This window comes from Pedobacter sp. Leaf132 (assembly GCF_920984695.1).
Lineage (GTDB): Bacteria > Bacteroidota > Bacteroidia > Sphingobacteriales > Sphingobacteriaceae > Pedobacter.
Map to the genome: position 1 here is coordinate 92,421 of NZ_CAKLBO010000010.1, position 18,226 is coordinate 110,646.

Here is an 18,226-nt window from a genome sequence, read left to right on the forward strand (position 1 = left end):
TATTAGTAGAAATTAATCTCTCATGCAAAATACGATACCACTACAAGAAATAAGTCATAATTTTTTATCTCATATTACTAAGGAGGCGAACTCGAGGATTCTTCTTTCATCACCTTTTGGCAGCGGAAAGACTTTTTTTCTTGATACTTTTTTTGAAACCTACCAACAACAATTCATATCAATCAAGCTTTATCCAGTTGATTATAGCGTAGCCAATAACAAAGATATTTTCGAACTGGTTAAGCATGATATTTTAATGGAATTGATGGAAAGCCATTCTGATGATATTGATTTAGAGAAAGAAGATGTCAACCTCTTAGTGGCTGCCAAATTTTGGATAGATTCGAAATTCGATATTTTGCAGTTTGCTGGTGCACTTTCTAAATCAAATCAGCAGGGTGAGAGTGCAGTATCTATCGCTCAGTCATTAAGATCTGTATTTAAAAATATAAAATCTCACCAGAAAGAACTTTCGATAGATGATGAAGACACTATCATTAAGTATTTAACGAACGAAAAAATGAAAAGTGGTTCAATCCGCGAAATGGATGGGATGACAAGCATGATTAAAGATTTTATTCAAAGAATAAAAGTCAAACACCCTCAAAAACATATTGTGCTTACACTGGACGATTTGGACAGATTAGACCCTGAACATATTTTTAGACTATTTAACGTGTTTACATCTCACCATGATAGTAGAACCAATCAAAATAAATTTGGGTTTGATAAATTGGTATTTGTTTGTGACTTAGATAACATCCATAACATATTTATTCATAAGTATGGTGCAAATGTTGATTTTAACGGATATATTTCTAAATTCTACTCACACGAGATTTTCACTTTTGACTTACGGAGATCTCTTATAGATAAATTATCCAGCTTTTACAGAACTAGTTTAGAATTGAATTCAGGTGGACCGCTAGCATCAAATAATTCTATATATGATAAATCTACGATTCAATATATGGTGTTTTCCGAAATATTGTCAGAAATGATTGATTCTAGAGTGATAAATATTAGAGCACTTACTAAAGTTTATCCTTTTGAATTTGAACATTACATTTTACGTCTGTCTACTGGTGCTTCTCGATCTTCAACATCTTTTCATATGATTTCCTTTATCTTGGGATTGAGACAACTATATTCGAGAACTGATGACCTCCTTAAATCAATTATATCTTTGTCAGAGAAATTTCCTGCAGACTATAAACCTGCTAATAACGGAAACAACAATAAGGATTTCGAATTACATATAATTGCCTGGTGTGTTCCATTTATAGTGGAAGATAGAGCAATTCTTCTATTAAACACGGCGAGTGCGGAAGCGGACACAATAATTAAAAATGAATATGGAGATAACTTATATTTATGCTTTGGTTTCAACGCATGGGGAGGATTGGATTTGTTGAAATTTTCGAATGGTGAGCAATTCCTTCAGAATAACGTACCAAATCGAATAAACCCATATTACATTTTGTATCATGCAATAATTAATGCAAGAAAAAATAAGTTCATTCCCATTTAATTTCATTTAAGTATTTGTATATCTCATAACTAGCCCAATCTACTTCATGGGCATTATTTCTGTATGCATAAATTCTTTTATGGATTAAACTGTTTTCTCTAAGCAGCAATGTTGATAATTATTTAGCTGGTGTGTTGATTAAAATATTAAACTTGCTGCAATTAACTATCTATTAACATCTTAACAAAAAAACAACGCTACATTTATTTTTTCTTGTGTTTTCATATCTTATTTTAAGTTGCTTCTAAATCTGTTAGGTTATTTTCTGAGTTTTTAAAGACTTGGCATGCTCAATGAACAGCCTGGTTTGTTCCTTCCGTTCAAATTCCTGTTTTGCGTATAGTGCTGCAGATTCTCTATTCTTGTAGGTCATGTATTGGCATCCGAACACGGTTTTCGCCGTCAGATTCTCTAGCATACCAATAATTAACTTTTCTTCAGCTTTAACCTTATGCAGCATCGGGGCGCTAGAAATTACTTCTAGCTTGCCAAATTCGTCGACATACATTAGACCAGCGTAAGCAGGGATTTCTGATGCATTAATTAAACCTTTTGGGCAGGCATAATAGAATCGGTTAGGTACTTTCGAATTTCTATCCTCTGTCGGATTCTGCATACGATGGTGCTTGTGTCCTTTTCTGAAGTCTGCTTTAAAATCACCTCTTGAAATCTTAATTTCAACCTCTGTTACAATCAGGCTTTTTGTTACAGCGAGAACATCCGATTCATGATAGCCAGACCGAGAGTAGTTGCAGGCCTGGTAAACGTGTGAGCGCTCGTAAAGATGCTTCTGGACTGATTCCTGAATAAATTTGCTATTTATTTTCATTTTTCTCGTATTTTCTACAGCTCGGCCAGTTTACTTTGTGGTCGGTTGCAGGTCCGTTAGTGTCTTTTCTTAATTCACATTTGTAATACCGTTTGCCAAAAGACTTGCAGTAAAGGTGAGTGCAGGTTTTGCACCTGGTTCCTTCTGGTCCCTTTCCATATGCGCCAACACAGGGATTGATTTTAAGCGCACCCGATTTGTTCTTACGATTGACTGCATCGAATGAAACATCATTTCCGAATAAGTCTTTCATGGCTTGCGATTTAAAATAGTTTGCCTTATCAATTCCAATGTTTCAACCGTGTTTAGTTGCTCGGGTGTTCTTCGTATTACAGTCCAGCCTAAAACACTCGCTTGCGTAAGCTTTTCCATATCACGTAAAATGTTTTGAGGTCGTGAGTGAGCACCACCACCTTTCATCCAGACGCCACCGTCTTTTTCTATTGCAATTTTGTGTTCAAGGATGGCATAATCAAAGCGCCAACGTCGGGTAGGATGGAAGCGATACTCAGTTACGATATCAAGCTTCAAGTCAGAACGAACCAAAGCGCAAAAGAAGTCGGGAGCACCCTTTTTTTTCTTTACCGGCTTACGGTTCGGGCTTTTAGTGTTCGTTTTGAGAGCTTTAGGCATCTTTTCTGTCCTCCATACTTTCTTTCAGAAGCTTGATGAAAAGGCTTCTTTGTTGCTCAATTTCGTTTGCTAAATCTCTTTCTTCCAATAGGATACATTCGAATAAGGATTTTAAGGCAAGAGCTTTCGAGACATTGATGACCTGATCTTTGCATCCATTGTTGGCAAGCTCATTGATTGTGGATGATAGTTTTTTTCGTTCTGCAGGTCTTGTTTCGATTACTTTTTGGTTGTCAAGCATTCCTTTTAACTCCACTTTTGCCTCATCTACGAAATCCCATTTCTCTTGATTTGAGAATGTGATGAGCTTGATGCTGTCGAGAAAATTGTAGGCTGTTAGCGCAATCCTTTCAAACGTTTTAGTTTTATTTTGGAACGACCTGAACGCTTCCACCACATTCGATTTTGCGGTTTCGAACATAACGTGGGAGGTTGGCATTGTTGGCGCTTCCAGTGCGGGAACAGTTTTCCCGAGATTTGCACGCTCTGGACTGAAGATGTACGATTTGACGAAGTTGTCGAAGGTAACCACGCTTAGCCCAAAGTACTCACCATACTCGCCACGGATACCCTTGGCGAATGCTGTTTTAATTTCTGAAATTCTGATGCCAGGGTATTTTTCGATGATTGCGTCAGTTACTTCGTTTGCTAAAAAATCCATGTCCTTAGCGTCGAGTTTCTTTGCGTTCAGATGAGCGAATGATATCGCCAATGCAGCTTTTATCGCTTCGAACACGACATTTTCATCTTCGTATTTTACCTGCTTGGCGAGCAGGGGATGGGTGTTTTGCTGAACAGCCAATCCGGTTTGTGTTGTTGTGATTTGCATAATGTTTAAACTTTTTGTCGCCTTTGCACTTCTGCGAAAGCTAATCCTGCTTCAACTCCCCTGGTGGTTTGCTGCCCACCGTTAAGTTTTTCTTTTTTCGCGGAACTTTTTTCTTTTTCTTCGTTTAGCCGGAAGCTCCAATTTTCTGCATTCCAGGCTCCGTCATTAAATTCCTGGGATTGTTGGCCCACAAAATTTTGAAATGAGTGGATGTATCCCTGGGAGAGTTCCTTGAAATCCCGGTAAGCGTCAAACTGGTTTCTGAAAAAATCCAAACGGCCAGAATTTTTTAAAGAAAAAACGAATTCATTTACGGTCCTAGCTTTATCAAAATTTGTGTGAACGGTGAAGCCGAAAAATTTTAAAATTGAATCTTCGAGTTCATCATCTCTTTCCGGGGGAATAAAATCACCTTTCTTTTCTCCTCTTATCTCTTCTTCTCTTTTCTTTTCTTCTCTTCTCTGTGTGCAAATGGCGGAGTTTTCAGTTAATTCTCCGGAGTTTTCGTCGCTTATTGTGAGAATGTTCCGGAGTTTAGGCGGAACATTCCGACCTTTTCCCGCGAGTTGGCGGATGATTGACGCTTTGTCTACTACTTTGTTGCTTCTCTTCCGGTAAGCATCCGCGATTTCATCGACAAATTTTTGATTGAAAAGGATATTGCATTCCTCTAAAAGTTCCCGATCGAACTCTCCAAGGGTTACTAAATCTTCAATTATATTACGTAAAATCTCCTCTGTAACCTTGCATTTTGAAGCTAAAAACATAAACTCAACCTTGTCCGAAAGGTCTAAATAATGGTAGTTCGTGACCGCTAATTGCCTGAGTATTTTCACCCAAGTTGCATAGCCGTCATTGCCATATTTCTCTTCTATGTAGAACATAGCTTTGCCTTCCTTACATAGGAACGGGAAGTAGTCTACATTATTAATTTCTTTCCTTGCCATTAATGCATCAATTTTAGTGATAATTCGTTACATATCCAAAAGATATGTTAAGTAGCTACAATAAGCTCTTTGCGGAGTTGTATATAGCTTTAAATTTTGGGTTTGAAAATAATAATCCCTCGCAGGTTTTGTGGTTATAAATCACTGTGGAGTGGTCTATTCCCAGCTTTTGCGCCAGCGATGTTAATTTCGTTCGACCATTCATTTCGAAATGAAGACCGATGACCATTTTACGGGCATCAACGAACTCTCGCTTCCTTGCTTTGGATAAGATATCCATTTCGTGCAGTCCGGTTGATTGTGCTACAGCTTTTACGATATCGCCGAACAAATCATTTTCGTAATTTGGGTTGTTGATAAAACTCTTTACCTCAATTCCGAACTTACCTGCCCATGCAATCTCTTCGAGCATGCCTGCGCTTACATGAGTACCGTAAAGCCTTAGTTCCTGAACGAAACCGGATTCGAAGTAATGGTAATTGTTTTTGAATCCACGTTCCCTTTCTTCGGGTTTGTCATCGTTTAAGGCCATGCAATCCACAATATAAGGCGCGAATGGAACTATGTCTGGTTCGGACCTATTAATATCACCTACATGTTTGATTACTTCTCTAATGTTAAAATTTACGTTGCCACCAATCGGGTGAGCTATATATGCTACTTTCATATTATACTTTTATGATGCTTCTTCTACTAAATCAAATAACGTTGGTACATTCATCTTAAGCTCTTCTGCTTTCATGTAATTTGCTCCATCGAGAAAGTACGTTGGATTTAGCTCAATGCCATATCCATACCGGCCTTTCTTAATAGCTCTTAATGGAACAGTCATTAATCCACCGAAATAATCTAAAACCACGTCACCTGGATTGCTCATTTGTTCTATAACTCTATCCGCAATATCAAACTGCATTGGACATATATGCATCTCTTTGCCCAAACTCCACTGAGAACCATTAAGAGTAAGCATCCTGGTTATGTCAGTCCAAACGTCGTCTGTCCAGCTTTGTGGTTGCAAAAGCATAAATCCTGATGGAAGTTTACCTTGAATCTCTAAGTTCTCGGCAATGCTCACTATTTGTTCGAAGTTCCAAACTTCGTTGAGACTGTGCGTCTTGAATATTTTGAAAATTGCATCTGCCTCAAGGGTAGCAACCTCTGCAGGATCTAATAACCTTTGTCCCGAACTTCTGGTAAAGCCATGTGCATCCATTTGCCACCTGGCTCTCGAATATCCTTTGTTATTATACCGTCCTTCCGACTTATCATATTCGCGTTTTTCTTTTACTACAGGGATATCCGCATAAGCATTGCTAGTATCACTTGGTGGTTTGCGAAAAAGTAGAAGATATTCAGGCATTCCTACGCCCATTTTAGAGCCATCTTTACATTGCTCAGTCCAGCCTAAACGGTACGTTTGATTATTCTCTCTTACAACATCCGTGACTATAGTCTTCATGCCTATATATGCAAAGCCATGTTTTGTGTAATGATTTATAGTGTCCATGTGGAATGGATAGACTGTTTGGAAACCTAATCCGGAAAGTCCACCAGGTATGATTCTATCTTTAACGTGTATCGCGGCAATTCTGCCTGGCTGTAACACGCGAAAAGCTTCTGGTGTTGAATAATCCATTTGTTTGAAAAACTCTTCATTGCTCTCGGAGTGTCCGTAATCTGCATAATTAGGGGAGTATTCATACTGTGATGAGAATGGAATTGAAGTAAGAATTAATCCAACAGAGTTGCTTAAAATGCGCGGAAGCTCTTTAACATTATCATTTTGGACAACTGTAAAGTTTTTACCTTGGACTTGAATTCTATCTACTCCCATTTTTCTGGTGAGTACTTGAGCCATTGCGGCTTGAGATAAGCCAAATTTTTTTATTATTTCAGTCATTTTCTTAACCATTAAATTATGCTGTTGCCATTTTTTTTCAAGTTGCTTTCTAATTTGCCTCTCCGCTTCGGTATAGATTAAATCAATTCGAACTTGTTTTGGCTGACCAAATCTTAATACTCTATGGATTGATTGTATGAAGTCATTGAACTTGAAACCAATACCTAGATAAATTGCCCACGAACAATATTTCTGAAGGTTGGTGCCAGAGCCTAGCATTGAAGGTTTTGCAGCTAATTCTTGTAATTTTCCATTAGAGAAGTCAAGTACTATTTCTTCTCGTAGTTCAAGTTTCTGGCTACCAAAAACACTTTTACTGTTAGGAACGAGCTTCTCAATCAATCTTCGCTCATCTTCTAAGTCATGCCAGATTAATCTATGCGCACTTATATCTTCTTCTCTTATTTGCATCATTCGTTCGACACGAGCTGCTAGACTTTGGCGTTTTTCTCTGGATGACCCTGATAATCCAATAGCTGTTTCAGCATACATTTTATATTGTCCATTCCATTCGGTTCCAGCTTTACTATGATCACTTGGAATTTCCTGCCACCTAATATCAAGTGGAGGTAAGTTATAGCCAATATCATCTGACTCGTCTCCAGTAAGGTCTGAAGGTTTAGATACGAAAAGAGCCCAACTTGCTACCCAAAGCCAAAACTCTTCTTCTTTGTGAGAATGAATGGTTAGCTTGTCTGCTTTGGTACTGTCACGTTTAAAGAATCTAGTTTTCGCTTGGCTAACATCCATCACACCTAAAAAGTCAGCATACGCTAGAAGTTCAATGTAGTCGTTTGGTGAAGGAGTCGCTGTAGCTACAAACCTATATTTAACAATATCAGTTCCGCGACGTTCTCCATTTGGTCCACCATCGCCGGTGAATAGCCGCATGAACTCCCGGAATGTTTTAGAGCCTCCAAGACCACGCAATATTGAAGCTTCATCAAGGCTCGCTACTTCAAAAAGTCGTGGGTCTAACTTTCCATCTCGTACAGTTTCATAATTGGTGATATAAATACCGGTTTCATCTGCTTCTTCGATTCGCCTGATAAATCTCGGACCCTCGTTCCAGCCTAAAATATTAATCGCATCTTTACTAAACTCGGCTCTCACTCCAAGTGGTGCAATAATTAGCCCTCTGCCTCCTGTTTTTTTAATGGTTACTCTTATTGCTTCAAGTTGAGTTACTGTCTTGTGTAGTCCAAAGGATGCAAAGCACGCTCTTCTACCGCCTTCAACGAGCCACTTTACCATGAGCTTATTGTGAAGTTTCAATGCTGGATTGATTTCTTCGATGTCGCATTCAAAACCATTAGATTGAGCAAGGCGAACTTTACTTTTTAAAAAGTTATCGTATTCCTGTTCCGTCATTGTTGTTGTGATTAAAACCAGGGGATGTTGCTGCATCATTATTCCGGCTGTTAGTTATTTCTTTAAAATGGTGTTTTGCCAAATGCTATCACTGTACCGTTTTCTGCGACGGTCACTTTTTTGGCTGTTAAATCTTTTATTTCTTTTTGGAACCTGAGTGCGTGGCTATTCCTGTCGCTTAAATGAATCAACACGATATTGAATACATTTTTTAAATCGTTAGCTTGCAACAGCTGTTTACAGGTCTGAAGGCTCATGTGGCTTCTGATAACTCTATCTCTCAAAAAACTAGGCTCTTCGCCTGCATCAAGCCTCGCCTTTAAGATTGTATCGCAATAGTTAGCCTCAACTATCATGTTATTCATTGCTGGTAGCTTGTATTCGCAATAGTAACTATCTGTTATGAAGCAAAACCTTCCGGTTGAAGAATGCTCTACGATAAATCCAAGGCATGGAACGTCGTGCTTTAAATCGAACGCGGCCACTTTGAAACTTCCCACCATAAATGTTTTGCCCGGCAAAACGTGGTTGATTCTGTGGTTGCTAATCCCAAAAGTGTCACTGGTTTCTTTTAAGCAAAAGACATCGATCCCAGCTTTTATAACATCCTTTACATGCTTACAATGGTCAAGATGGCTATGGCTGATTAGCATTCCTGCTACTTTTCTGGTATTGAAGTTTAATGCTTTCAATGACTCAGAAAACTTTACTCCGCATTCAATTAGCAATGCCTCATCATCGTTTTGGATGATGTAAGCATTGCCTTTGCTGCCGGTTCCTATGACATGGAGGTTCATTAGAAGTTTGCTCTCCTTTCAGTAGTGGTTGACTCTTCCTCCTCTGCTAACTGCTGACCCACTTGTTGTAGAACCGATGGCTCTTTTTCCTGCAGGGCTTCAGTTTGCTTATCATCTACTACAGTAGCATCTTCGAAATCAATTTCCTTGGTGTTGGCCTGGTTTCTTATTTCATGGCTTACATTTTCGTATACCCTGTCCTTTACTAACGTGCTATCGTCGGTTGAGCCTACGTCGATTTTTAACGCTCGGTTGATGACTGTCTTCTCAGCCATCTGGTCCGGGAAATTTTTGTGAGCTGGTGAATTACCTTTAGCGCCACCCTGTGCCCATGCTTTTTGTATCTGTGGCAAGGTCATGATTTCACAATCTCTTGTGCCGTCAACATAGCACACGATAGCGTATGCACCGACAATCTTGTCAGGATTGATATTTTTTAAAGACTGTTTGTGTGAAATGATTTTTTTTCTGCCAGTCTCTACGTCGTTCTCATACTCGAAAACATCGCCTTCGTAAATGGTTACAGCATTTACTTCTTTTACACCAGCTTCGCGTTTCGCAATAGCAATTTTACCGATGTAGCTATCTTCAAGGCTTAACTTATTGCCATACACAACAAAGTAACACTGTTTCTTTACCACGCTTAAGCCTTTCGTTACCATTTCAAGAAAAGCATTTGCAATACTTTCTTTAGTGCAAACCTCAAGTGCCGGTTTGTCGTTACGGTCGACTGTTTCCTGAAGCATTAGCCATGCAGCTCTTACTGCATTTTCTGGTACATAATTAGTTGGGAGTACCAATTCACCAGTACTTTGGAAATCAGAAACCCTTTTTAAAATGGAGTCTACTGTTCCTTCCTGGAATTTCGCTGGTAATTTTGCTGCTGTTTGTTGTTGTTGATTTTCTGTTGACATTTTATTTGCTGATTTTCTGTTTAACTAAGCATGTTCTAAATTCTACTGCTGGCTGCATCATTCTGATTTTTGAGCAGTATTTTATGGACGGATGACTGGAAGGTTCGTAAAACTTACAGTCATCGCACTTTACCAATGGATACCTTGTATCCTTTAAGGATTTCATTACGCTACCCTCAACTGTTTATCTTCCGGTGAAACGATTAGATTTACTACCTGGCTGTCTGTGGCCGGAATCATGCTGATACTTTCACGGTTATCTAAAAAGATGGGAGCAAAGACCTGGTAGTGGGTAGAAAGCGTATTGATGATATCAATACCAGCCCAAATCTTACCCGCTGTGTTAAGGTCGCTAAAAGGCACATCCTTGTACATTGTTTCACACGTTTCAATAGGGTTATTGTCTATGGTATAGTCATACATTTTGAACTTTACGAACTGGAATTTTCCGTTTATGCGTTTTTCGATTAGCTCAATCTTTGCTTTAGTGAATTCTTCGATGTTGTGCTCCTCTCCTTCAAGTTCAGCAAGCTGACCTGAAAGATTTGTTTCCTGTGCTTTTAAATCTTCGATACGTTGATGGCCACTCTTGATTTGCTCTTCAAGATTAATCTCACGTTTAATTAAATCGAGCTCGGATGAAACCAGAAGTTTCCTGTCTTTAAGCTCTGAGGTGTTATTTTCTGCTGGTTGTTGCATGTTATCCAGTTCAGACTGAGCATTCGTTAGCTTTGTATTTAAAGCGATGTAGTTTTCAGAACTGAAGAATACATTCGCATCAAAAACTGTATTTACATTAGTGTTTTCAGCTTCAAATTTTTCAAGGCTCGCTTTAGCATCTTTAAGCTCCTCATGAAGGCCGTCAATCATTGTAGCTAATTGAGAAATCATTTTCTCGCACTCTTCAGATTCTTTCTTCAAAGCAATACCTTTTGCCTCAATTTCATCCAGGGCCTTGTTTTTATCGGCCATGAAGTTTTTTCGCAACTGGACTTTGCCTTCCTCTATTACCTGAGCCTCAAATGCACGTTTACAGGTTGGGCAGGCGAATTGATTTGCATCAAATTCTATTTCTTTGCTGTTTGTAGTTTCGAATAGTTCGCGAAGATTGTTTCTTCTTAAATCAAGGCCTTTTTTCGTATCCCTTTGGCTATCCATAAGAATGGATTTGCTCCTTAGGTTACGCTCAATATTAGAAACAGCATCAGCAATCTCTGAGCGTCTGGTTGACAGTGTATTTAATGATTTTTTAAAGGTTGATTCTGCTGTAAATCTTAAATCATTAATCTCTGTTTTAAGTTTATGGATGCTATGTTGCTTCTCCTGAACATTGTTCAAGTGGTTCTGGCTTGCTTTATTTTTATCAGAAATCAAAGTGTCAATATCTGCAATGCTGCTTTCCAGTTTTGACTTCTTTACTTTTAATGCAGCGAAATCTCTTTGCTCAGGTAAAGACCTGCTTACTTCATCAATTCGGAAAGGAATAGCTTCCAAATCATCTTTAAACTTTTTCTTTTTGGCATTGATTTCAGCTTTATAGCCATCAAGGCTTTTGCTTGATATGATTGCAACTAGGTCTTTAAATTTGTTGTTCGTTGCAGCAACATCATTGTCAGAAATCTCGCCTGCGAGTTTGAAAAGAAATTCTCTTCTTTTTTTCCATGGTAGAAGATTGAAGTATAGAGCATTGGTGATTAGTTTGAAGACAGTCTCGTCAACAACTTCAGCAATCTTATTCGCGAACTGCCCTGCCTGCATTGGAACATCATTCCAATAGAACTCCTGCTCATTGCCGGTATGTTCTGAACGGGTTGCACCTTTCTTTTTGGTCCACTTTTCTTTATAGATTCTTTTAATGGAAACAGGTTCATCGTTAATGACTAGCAGCCCTTCAACCTCGTGCTCCTGTCTATTCAGTTCGGGAAACACTGTATTTTTAATGGCGAAATCTTTTCTGTCGAAACTATCCTTGCCGAAAAGCAACCAGTTGAATGCATCGAAGATTGTAGTTTTTCCAGCCTCGTTTGCTCCGAGGATGTCTGTTTGTTTCGTAAATTGTAACGTAAGTTCTTTTATCCCTTTGAAATTCCGAAGTGATAATTGTTTAAGAATAATACTTTTCATTGCTGTTGTGGGTTTGTTGTTGTGATAATTAAATTGCTGATATGATTGCCAGGGCTGTTGCTGCCATGAATATTAATGCCAATGTTATTCTATCTCCCTTTACCATTTCTTCCTCACTTGGCTTGCGGTACCTTCTTGATTTGGAAGGCTCGCTGTAGTTAGAACTTGACTTCATTTTTCAGTTGATTTAGGATTGATTCAATTTGTGCTATGTTTTTATTTACAAGGCTCATTTTGGAATTCTCATCATCTACTGGATATTTTCCGAAAGCGTGAATAAATTCCGATCTCGCTTTATCGGCTATTGTTCCACTTAGCGCAGCTGTTATTGCTGTAAAGCCGTCGTAAGTGATGTAGTAGTCAAAATTGTTTTCGGTGGTTTCTTTATTTGCTTTTTCTATTAGGAAAAAGTTCTTGTTGTAGAAAGCTTCTGAAAATCCGGCGCGGTTAATGAAACCTAAAACCTCAACTTTTTTCTTTTTGAACCTATCGGCAATTAAGCTTGCCTTAGTAACTGGCTTTGATAGTTTTATTGTGATAAGTTCCATTAGTCTTCCTCCCTCACATAATTAGTGTACCAGCTCATTCTGTTACTGGTTTTTGCAACCATTTCAAGTTCCATTCTTGAAAGCCTCATGCTGCTGGTATTAGTACCGTCCTTGATTTTTCCGATGAGTTTTTCTTTAAGCCACCTATCAACCTGTGCTCTGCCATACATTTTGTAAGCCTGCTGTTTGCTTAAGTATGGTGTAAGTAAGCCAAGTTCAACGAGGGTTTTTTTAACGCCCAGTTCCATACTGTCTTGCATTAGTATTCTAATCTGGCGGGCATCGAGTGTCATTTCCATGTTCATATTCTGCCCCCTCTCATGATGTAGAATAAAAACCTATGGCCATTTAAAAGATGGATGTGAAGTGACCATGCAAGGAAGCTCACATATCTGAAATGAGGCTCGGCGGTTGATTTTACGAAAACGATTTTCGTAGGGACATTCCCGCTGGCATCTGCCCGGTGAGGGTAGCGGCATATTACCGGTACCGTCCGGGCTTTAATATCGGATTGTTGCTGCAATCCGATAGTTTTCTTGTTGTTGCGATTGAATAAATTCATTGTTGTTGCGATTTTGCTGATGAATTATATTTTAGTTAAGTTTGAATAGATGCCAGTTGATTTGCTGTCTGTGCTGGCCGATTCATTTATTTTAATCTCTTTATTTATGTCAGATTCAAATTTTAAACCCGGGGACTTTGTATCTCATTTTGAGTGGAAATACCCTAAAATGCTGGTGGTGAAAATTCTTGGTGATGGTTCAGTTGGTTGTAGATACCGCTCAATTAATGAGAATGCTAACAAAACATCTGAATATATCTTCCACTATCATGAATTTCAACCATTCGAACTTGTGTTGAAAGACTCAGAGAAAAGTGGAAATTTAGGTGTGTTCCCGATTTAAAAATTTCATTTTTTCATCATCACTCATTAAGGTCTCTATTAGCATTTTGGAGACCTTAATTTTTCTCTCAAATAAGTACTTGCCAAGTTCAGTGTCTTTTCCGTCAGATAACCTCTGCTCAATTACTTCCATTTGAGCTATTCTATTTAACTCATCTTCCAATTGACTTTGTGAAATTTTTTCCATTACGCTATTCTTTTAATGTTTAATACTTGAACTTCTTTTTCTTTCACCTTGATGATTGCTTTGCTGGTTGCGAAGGACATTCCGGTGTATTTGTATTTTAGTGTTCCCGAGATGAGAGATGTGATTGATCTCATTTTATCATAAGGAGCGTTTAGTTCTTCCCCTACTGCAAGGCCAGTTAGCATGTCGGTCCAAGTCGGTGATTTTTCAATGTTTACGATTGTCATATGATGCCTTTCTTTTGAGCGAAAATTGCTAGCTCAACTTTTGATTTTAAGCCAGTTTTTGTTCTTATGTTTTGTTGATGAGATATTACAGTGTCGGGTGAAATGTTAAGCTTGCATGCTATTTCTTTATCGGTCAAGCTTAAATGCTTCAATATTTCCAGCTCCATTTTAGTCAGATAACCATTTTCAACTTTAAGTGCTGTACATAGCTTTCCTTCATATTTGCAAGTACCTCTTAAGCCGCAGTCGAAATATTCAGCTTCGTGAACCTGGCCTTTAGTATCGATATCGGGTTCATCATCAATACCTCCGAATCTGCAAATGATATATTGTCTGATATGCTCTTCATTATCAAGGTTCTCCCATGTGGCCAGTGCTTTTAATGCCTCAGGATGTTTAAGCATGTCCGCCTCGACGATATCAAGTATCCATGATGGAATCTCTTCAAATGTGAATCGTAAGCCATCATGTAAGCAGTACACTTCGTTTTTATGCACAAAGAATTCTACCGACTTATCAATCAGCCCCGCTATTAATCTGCTATTTTTAGTTGCATTGTACATTTAGTTACTATTTGGGATTGTGCGATTAATCGCGTTTAACTACATTTGTTTTTGTTATATAATACAAATGTAAATAGAAATTTCTACACTTATATAGAAAAGTGTAGAAAAATCATTAGAAATTTCTAAATGTCTGAATCTCAGCTTGAAAAAATAAAAGGACAGCACGAACGGCTAGCATTGTTTCTGAAATATAGAGGATTAAGCCTTAGAGAGGCCGAGCAAATGTTAATGGTTGGTAACGGAAGGTTAGGAAAAATGGCTCAAAACTCAACTGCTATTAAACCCTCCTTTCTGGAGAAAATTCTAAATACATTCCCAGATTTAAATGGGCCCTTTTTAATTGATGGTTTCGGTGCGATGCTAAAACCTAATGATGAATTCAAAAATCCTAGGCATGAGGCTATGCCTATCAGACTTCATCCAAATAAAGAGGATGAAGATGAGACAGATAAAAAGTTTCTTTATGCTGCTGATGGCACCATGGGAATGAAAGTCAAGGTCGTGCCAGCAAAAGCTTACGCGGGCTACTTGAGAGGTTTTGCTGACGCAGAGTATTATGACGATTTTGAATATGTAGTGATCGCAGTCGAGCAGGAACATCGAGGTACGTATTTAGGCTTCGAAGTTAGAGGTGATAGTATGGTTTGCCTAGACTCTGAAGAACTTGCCGAACAGAGCATATTTCCAGGAAGAATTGCAATAGGTCGTGATTTACCCAGACACCAATGGGTCTACAAGTTACATACTCACAATTATGATAATTGGATTATAGTTCACAAGACTGAAGGTATTCTTATTAAACAAATAATCAATCATGACGTAGAAGATGGTATAATCAAAATACATTCGTTAAATCCTAATTATGAAGATGAGGAACTTTACCTTGATGAGGTTGAGCAAATATTTAGTGTTGTACAAATAATTAAAAAAACTAGATAAAATGAAATATCTAAATTTTAAATCTCTCTTATTCTTTTTTGTTTTGTTGCCATTTGTATCCCTGGGTCAGGAAGAATGGTATAAGCCAGATGCCTCCGATTTGTTAGGCGTCGATAGGTCCAAATATAAAACTATCGGGTCTATACACGATTATTTTGAAAATCCATATTTAGCAATTAATAGTGAGCCAAAACATGGTCTTGTAGTCTACAAGCCTTTGGTGAACATGCCAGTTGCAATACTCGCAAAAAATAAAGCTGAAGCCCAGCTGTGCTTAGCTGAGTATAAAAAAACTCAATATTCATCTAGTATTTTTGATTATGACTTTAGAAATTTAACAAAAGCAACTTTAGACACTGCTGATATAATAAAATATGTTGGAGCACCCGTTACAATAAATGAAGATGATGATAATTATGTTCAATATCATTATGCAGGATTTTATCTGACATTTATAAAAGGTACATCTTTTTCAAAAACTTACCTAGAAGATTATACACGGGTCGATGCTACAAAAGCCCGATTATTGGGGCTAGGTATTGCTGGCATAGCTATCAATCTATCGGATTCCGATGATGACTACGTTACAGGAATTAGATTTTCTGTATTTAATTTCTCGAAAAAGAAGATCAAGTATGTGTACGCGACCGTTTCCGCAATAAATCCAGTTGGGGATTTAGTTAGTAAGAAGGTAGCGACTGGTGTAGGTCCCATTTTGGCCGGCGAAAGCGCCTCATATTCGTTTGATAATCTATTTTTTTCAAGAGTAGCCGAGCGTGTAAAAATTAGCGTTCTGAAAGTTTTGTATTTCGACGGTACGTCGAAAACACTTACTCAGCAACAAATAACTCAGGCTACAATCGATAAATAAAATAACCATGGAAAAAACACTTTTACCCTGGGAGCAAGCTGTTCTGGATGTTGCATTGGAACACATCAGAGATAATGAGCTATGGTCAGATGAGTTGTATCCGGAAAGTGGTTTTCATCTTATGCCCAGGCCAATGGAATGTAAGGTTGATGCTGTTGAATTGAATTTACTCTGCTGCCAGGTATTTGAGGCGACTGAGGATTATGATGAAAATGCGGAACGTTATGTCGATGGGGTTATCAATGTAAATGTTTTTCACACTGACTTAAATAGAGTTGCTGAGTTAACTCAAATGGTAGAGCGGATATTGGAAGATGCTTACGTTGAAGGGTTTCTATTTACAAAAGAATTTTCAAGGATGTTTAAACAGGGACATTCACTATTCTATAATAATATAAGGTTCGAGTTCGCCATGAATAAAGAGGAGTTTGAACAACGATTCACTTTAACCCATTAAGCAGAACATAATGTCAATCAACAAAAGAATTAAGCAGGTTATAGATATCAAGTTGGGTGGAAGCCAAAAAGCATTCGCGGCTTTAATTGAAGCTACACCTCAATATGTAGCTAGATTGATTGCTGAGGGTGGGAGTGTAGGACTTGAGCCAGTAATTAAGATATTAAAGCTCTATCCTGATGTTGATGCAAGGTGGTTAATCTTGGGTGATGGTGAGATGATTACGCCTGGCCATTTCAATGAAGTTAAATTTTTCTTGCACCAAAATATACAAGAGATGCTCAAGATAGAGCAATATCTTCCGTACATGACCGATGATGAACTAAAACAATATAAAAATGCTGCAACAACTTTCACCGCTTACAACTACGAACAAAAACAACTCGATCGCTGGTCTAAACTCGCAGAGCAACATGGAAAATAAAGAGAAGCAAACAGAAGGAGCAAGGTCTAAAGCCTACGATATCGAAGTGAACAAGCGATTCTTTATCGTCATGGATAGACTGCAGCAATTAGGCAAAATCAAAAACATGTTCAACTTCTGCGCTAACCATGATTTGCTTTATCCTAATTATCATCGATTAAAGAAGGAACCTAATAGAACTCCTAGCTTTTATGTGATTAATCTTTTGAGCGAAAAGTATGGAGTTAATGCAGATTGGATTTTGACTGGAAAAGGGGAGTGGTTAAAGAAATAAGTTATTTTAATTTTTATATTTATTAAAATTTACGCTCATGAATGAAATAATACTCACCATATCAGGCTTAGTAAGCGTGATAGCTCTAATCGTTTTCTTTGTAATGGCAAGCAATGTTAGTACCATCAAAGACTACATTAAGGTTGCAGGTAAAACCGATCTTTATTCTGAATACAAAAAACGCGACACAATGAAAAGGCCAGCCAATGAAATTCTCTACGCCGCTCAAGACTTCGTTTGGTCAGAACTGGTAAAAGATAAAACCATTAATCGATACGAAGAGCTTAAGAAAGGTTGGGCAGCCAAGTTTGAATCTTTAGGTGGAGAGTTTCCAGATTATCCGTTTACGAAAGTTTAGGGGTTTGTGCTTACAGGTTCTATCGCAAAGTGATAGCGGCTGAAATTCCCGTTTTTAAATTCAAAATTGTTTAAGCCAATGAACAATTTCTGGTAGTCGAAAATAAAGTTAACAAGTGTAAATCTTATTAACGATATTTAGTTGACATAAAATATTTGGCTTTACCATAGGTCTCGTTTTCGATTGTGTGAGGTGTCCCATGAAAAATATCAAATAAGCGGCCTAGTTTGCTTTTCCAACGGCCTTTGCTATCTTGTCGAGCCGCGTGTGTAAGCTGATCATTTTCGTCAACATATATTGCAATCTTTATACGATTTTCTTCAAAATCGCCATTTTCACAAAGCTCGAAGCCTTTTTTTCGAAACACCTCGACAATGTTCGAATAATGTAGACTCTCGTTATCACTAGGCCAAGTGCTAACCCCGTCGAGTTTTGGATACGGCCAATACCAAATGTTCGACACATTATTTGCCCAGGCAATACAATTATAAACATGGTCAATTGGGCTTGTGATTTCGAACCCGCTGTCATCTGTTAGGCCAGGAAAAAGATCGAACAATAGAGATTTATTTTCGTCAGTATTGAGAGTCATTAAA

At 38.1% G+C, this 18,226-nt stretch carries 25 protein-coding genes; 8 read left to right on the forward strand and 17 right to left on the reverse strand.

What is annotated here, in order from left to right; translation table 11 throughout:
- Window positions 1-22: 22 nt before the first annotated feature.
- The gene (locus tag LUA86_RS16345; RefSeq protein WP_231464752.1) at window positions 23-1,531 is read left to right on the forward strand and encodes a P-loop NTPase fold protein; all 1,509 of its coding nucleotides are present in this window, start codon (window positions 23-25) and stop codon (window positions 1,529-1,531) included.
- Window positions 1,532-1,784: 253 nt separating this feature from the next.
- Here the strand turns inward: LUA86_RS16345 and LUA86_RS16350 are convergent, their stop codons facing one another.
- The 13 genes from LUA86_RS16350 to LUA86_RS16410 all read right to left on the reverse strand — a co-directional run bounded on the left by LUA86_RS16350 (window position 1,785) and on the right by LUA86_RS16410 (window position 12,722).
- Window positions 1,785-2,360 carry a hypothetical protein gene (locus LUA86_RS16350; RefSeq protein WP_231464754.1) on the reverse strand — a complete coding sequence of 192 codons (576 nt, stop codon included), beginning with the start codon at window positions 2,358-2,360 and terminating at the stop codon, window positions 1,785-1,787.
- Window positions 2,347-2,613 (reverse strand): hypothetical protein, encoded by a 267-nt coding sequence (locus LUA86_RS16355; RefSeq protein ID WP_231464755.1) that lies wholly within the window; start codon window positions 2,611-2,613, stop codon window positions 2,347-2,349. Before LUA86_RS16355 ends, LUA86_RS16350 begins: the two co-directional genes overlap by 14 nt.
- Window positions 2,610-2,993, reverse strand: a complete 384-nt coding sequence (locus tag LUA86_RS16360) for an endonuclease domain-containing protein (protein ID WP_231464757.1) — start codon at window positions 2,991-2,993, stop codon at window positions 2,610-2,612. Before LUA86_RS16360 ends, LUA86_RS16355 begins: the two co-directional genes overlap by 4 nt.
- The gene (locus LUA86_RS16365) at window positions 2,986-3,822 is read right to left on the reverse strand and encodes a hypothetical protein (protein ID WP_231464759.1); all 837 of its coding nucleotides are present in this window, start codon (window positions 3,820-3,822) and stop codon (window positions 2,986-2,988) included. The genes LUA86_RS16360 and LUA86_RS16365 overlap by 8 nt, the downstream gene beginning before the upstream one ends.
- A gap of 5 nt (window positions 3,823-3,827) precedes the next feature.
- The gene (locus LUA86_RS16370; RefSeq protein ID WP_231464760.1) at window positions 3,828-4,769 is read right to left on the reverse strand and encodes a DUF4373 domain-containing protein; all 942 of its coding nucleotides are present in this window, start codon (window positions 4,767-4,769) and stop codon (window positions 3,828-3,830) included.
- Between the two features lie 55 nt (window positions 4,770-4,824).
- Window positions 4,825-5,436 carry a helix-turn-helix domain-containing protein gene (locus LUA86_RS16375; protein ID WP_231464762.1) on the reverse strand — a complete coding sequence of 204 codons (612 nt, stop codon included), beginning with the start codon at window positions 5,434-5,436 and terminating at the stop codon, window positions 4,825-4,827.
- Window positions 5,437-5,445: 9 nt separating this feature from the next.
- A complete protein-coding gene (locus LUA86_RS16380) occupies window positions 5,446-8,079 on the reverse strand; it encodes a DNA methyltransferase (RefSeq protein ID WP_231464764.1) in 2,634 nt (877 codons plus the stop codon).
- A 23-nt stretch (window positions 8,080-8,102) separates the two neighbouring features.
- On the reverse strand, window positions 8,103-8,837 hold the full coding sequence (locus LUA86_RS16385) for an MBL fold metallo-hydrolase (protein ID WP_231464766.1): 735 nt from the start codon (window positions 8,835-8,837) through the stop codon (window positions 8,103-8,105).
- Window positions 8,837-9,751 carry a recombinase RecT gene (locus tag LUA86_RS16390; protein ID WP_231464767.1) on the reverse strand — a complete coding sequence of 305 codons (915 nt, stop codon included), beginning with the start codon at window positions 9,749-9,751 and terminating at the stop codon, window positions 8,837-8,839. The genes LUA86_RS16385 and LUA86_RS16390 overlap by 1 nt, the downstream gene beginning before the upstream one ends.
- 165 nt (window positions 9,752-9,916) lie before the next feature.
- On the reverse strand, window positions 9,917-11,875 hold the full coding sequence (locus LUA86_RS16395; protein WP_231464769.1) for an AAA family ATPase: 1,959 nt from the start codon (window positions 11,873-11,875) through the stop codon (window positions 9,917-9,919).
- 28 nt (window positions 11,876-11,903) lie between these two features.
- Window positions 11,904-12,050: a hypothetical protein gene (locus LUA86_RS16400; RefSeq protein WP_231464771.1), complete on the reverse strand. Its 147-nt coding sequence runs from the start codon at window positions 12,048-12,050 to the stop codon at window positions 11,904-11,906.
- The gene (locus LUA86_RS16405; RefSeq protein WP_231464773.1) at window positions 12,034-12,423 is read right to left on the reverse strand and encodes a hypothetical protein; all 390 of its coding nucleotides are present in this window, start codon (window positions 12,421-12,423) and stop codon (window positions 12,034-12,036) included. The genes LUA86_RS16400 and LUA86_RS16405 overlap by 17 nt, the downstream gene beginning before the upstream one ends.
- Window positions 12,423-12,722 carry a hypothetical protein gene (locus LUA86_RS16410; RefSeq protein WP_231464774.1) on the reverse strand — a complete coding sequence of 100 codons (300 nt, stop codon included), beginning with the start codon at window positions 12,720-12,722 and terminating at the stop codon, window positions 12,423-12,425. The genes LUA86_RS16405 and LUA86_RS16410 overlap by 1 nt, the downstream gene beginning before the upstream one ends.
- A gap of 312 nt (window positions 12,723-13,034) precedes the next feature.
- On the opposite strand from LUA86_RS16410, the gene LUA86_RS16415 reads away from it, so the two are divergent.
- Window positions 13,035-13,328, forward strand: a complete 294-nt coding sequence (locus LUA86_RS16415; protein ID WP_231464776.1) for a hypothetical protein — start codon at window positions 13,035-13,037, stop codon at window positions 13,326-13,328.
- On the opposite strand, the gene LUA86_RS16420 is transcribed toward LUA86_RS16415, so the two are convergent.
- Genes LUA86_RS16420 through LUA86_RS16430 form a run of 3 tightly spaced genes read right to left on the reverse strand, consistent with a single transcriptional unit; the run spans window position 13,308 to window position 14,304 of the window.
- Window positions 13,308-13,514, reverse strand: a complete 207-nt coding sequence (locus tag LUA86_RS16420; protein ID WP_231464778.1) for a hypothetical protein — start codon at window positions 13,512-13,514, stop codon at window positions 13,308-13,310. The genes LUA86_RS16415 and LUA86_RS16420 overlap by 21 nt on opposite strands.
- A complete protein-coding gene (locus LUA86_RS16425) occupies window positions 13,514-13,741 on the reverse strand; it encodes a hypothetical protein (protein WP_231464780.1) in 228 nt (75 codons plus the stop codon). The genes LUA86_RS16420 and LUA86_RS16425 overlap by 1 nt, the downstream gene beginning before the upstream one ends.
- The gene (locus LUA86_RS16430) at window positions 13,738-14,304 is read right to left on the reverse strand and encodes a response regulator transcription factor (RefSeq protein WP_231464782.1); all 567 of its coding nucleotides are present in this window, start codon (window positions 14,302-14,304) and stop codon (window positions 13,738-13,740) included. The genes LUA86_RS16425 and LUA86_RS16430 overlap by 4 nt, the downstream gene beginning before the upstream one ends.
- Before the next feature lie 129 nt (window positions 14,305-14,433).
- Between LUA86_RS16430 and LUA86_RS16435 the strand changes: the two genes are divergently transcribed.
- Genes LUA86_RS16435 through LUA86_RS16460 form a run of 6 tightly spaced genes read left to right on the forward strand, consistent with a single transcriptional unit; the run spans window position 14,434 to window position 17,630 of the window.
- Window positions 14,434-15,246, forward strand: a complete 813-nt coding sequence (locus tag LUA86_RS16435; protein WP_231464784.1) for a hypothetical protein — start codon at window positions 14,434-14,436, stop codon at window positions 15,244-15,246.
- Between the two features lies 1 nt (window position 15,247).
- The gene (locus LUA86_RS16440; protein ID WP_231464786.1) at window positions 15,248-16,117 is read left to right on the forward strand and encodes a hypothetical protein; all 870 of its coding nucleotides are present in this window, start codon (window positions 15,248-15,250) and stop codon (window positions 16,115-16,117) included.
- A 7-nt stretch (window positions 16,118-16,124) separates the two neighbouring features.
- A complete protein-coding gene (locus LUA86_RS16445; protein ID WP_231464788.1) occupies window positions 16,125-16,574 on the forward strand; it encodes a hypothetical protein in 450 nt (149 codons plus the stop codon).
- A gap of 10 nt (window positions 16,575-16,584) precedes the next feature.
- Window positions 16,585-16,998, forward strand: a complete 414-nt coding sequence (locus tag LUA86_RS16450; RefSeq protein ID WP_231464790.1) for a hypothetical protein — start codon at window positions 16,585-16,587, stop codon at window positions 16,996-16,998.
- Entirely contained in the window at window positions 16,988-17,272 is a 285-nt protein-coding gene (locus tag LUA86_RS16455) for a hypothetical protein (protein ID WP_231464792.1), read from the forward strand. Before LUA86_RS16450 ends, LUA86_RS16455 begins: the two co-directional genes overlap by 11 nt.
- A 37-nt stretch (window positions 17,273-17,309) precedes the next feature.
- Window positions 17,310-17,630 (forward strand): hypothetical protein, encoded by a 321-nt coding sequence (locus LUA86_RS16460; RefSeq protein WP_231464794.1) that lies wholly within the window; start codon window positions 17,310-17,312, stop codon window positions 17,628-17,630.
- A 127-nt stretch (window positions 17,631-17,757) separates the two neighbouring features.
- On the opposite strand, the gene LUA86_RS16465 is transcribed toward LUA86_RS16460, so the two are convergent.
- Window positions 17,758-18,222 carry a hypothetical protein gene (locus LUA86_RS16465; RefSeq protein ID WP_231464796.1) on the reverse strand — a complete coding sequence of 155 codons (465 nt, stop codon included), beginning with the start codon at window positions 18,220-18,222 and terminating at the stop codon, window positions 17,758-17,760.
- Between the last annotated feature and the right edge of the window lie 4 nt (window positions 18,223-18,226).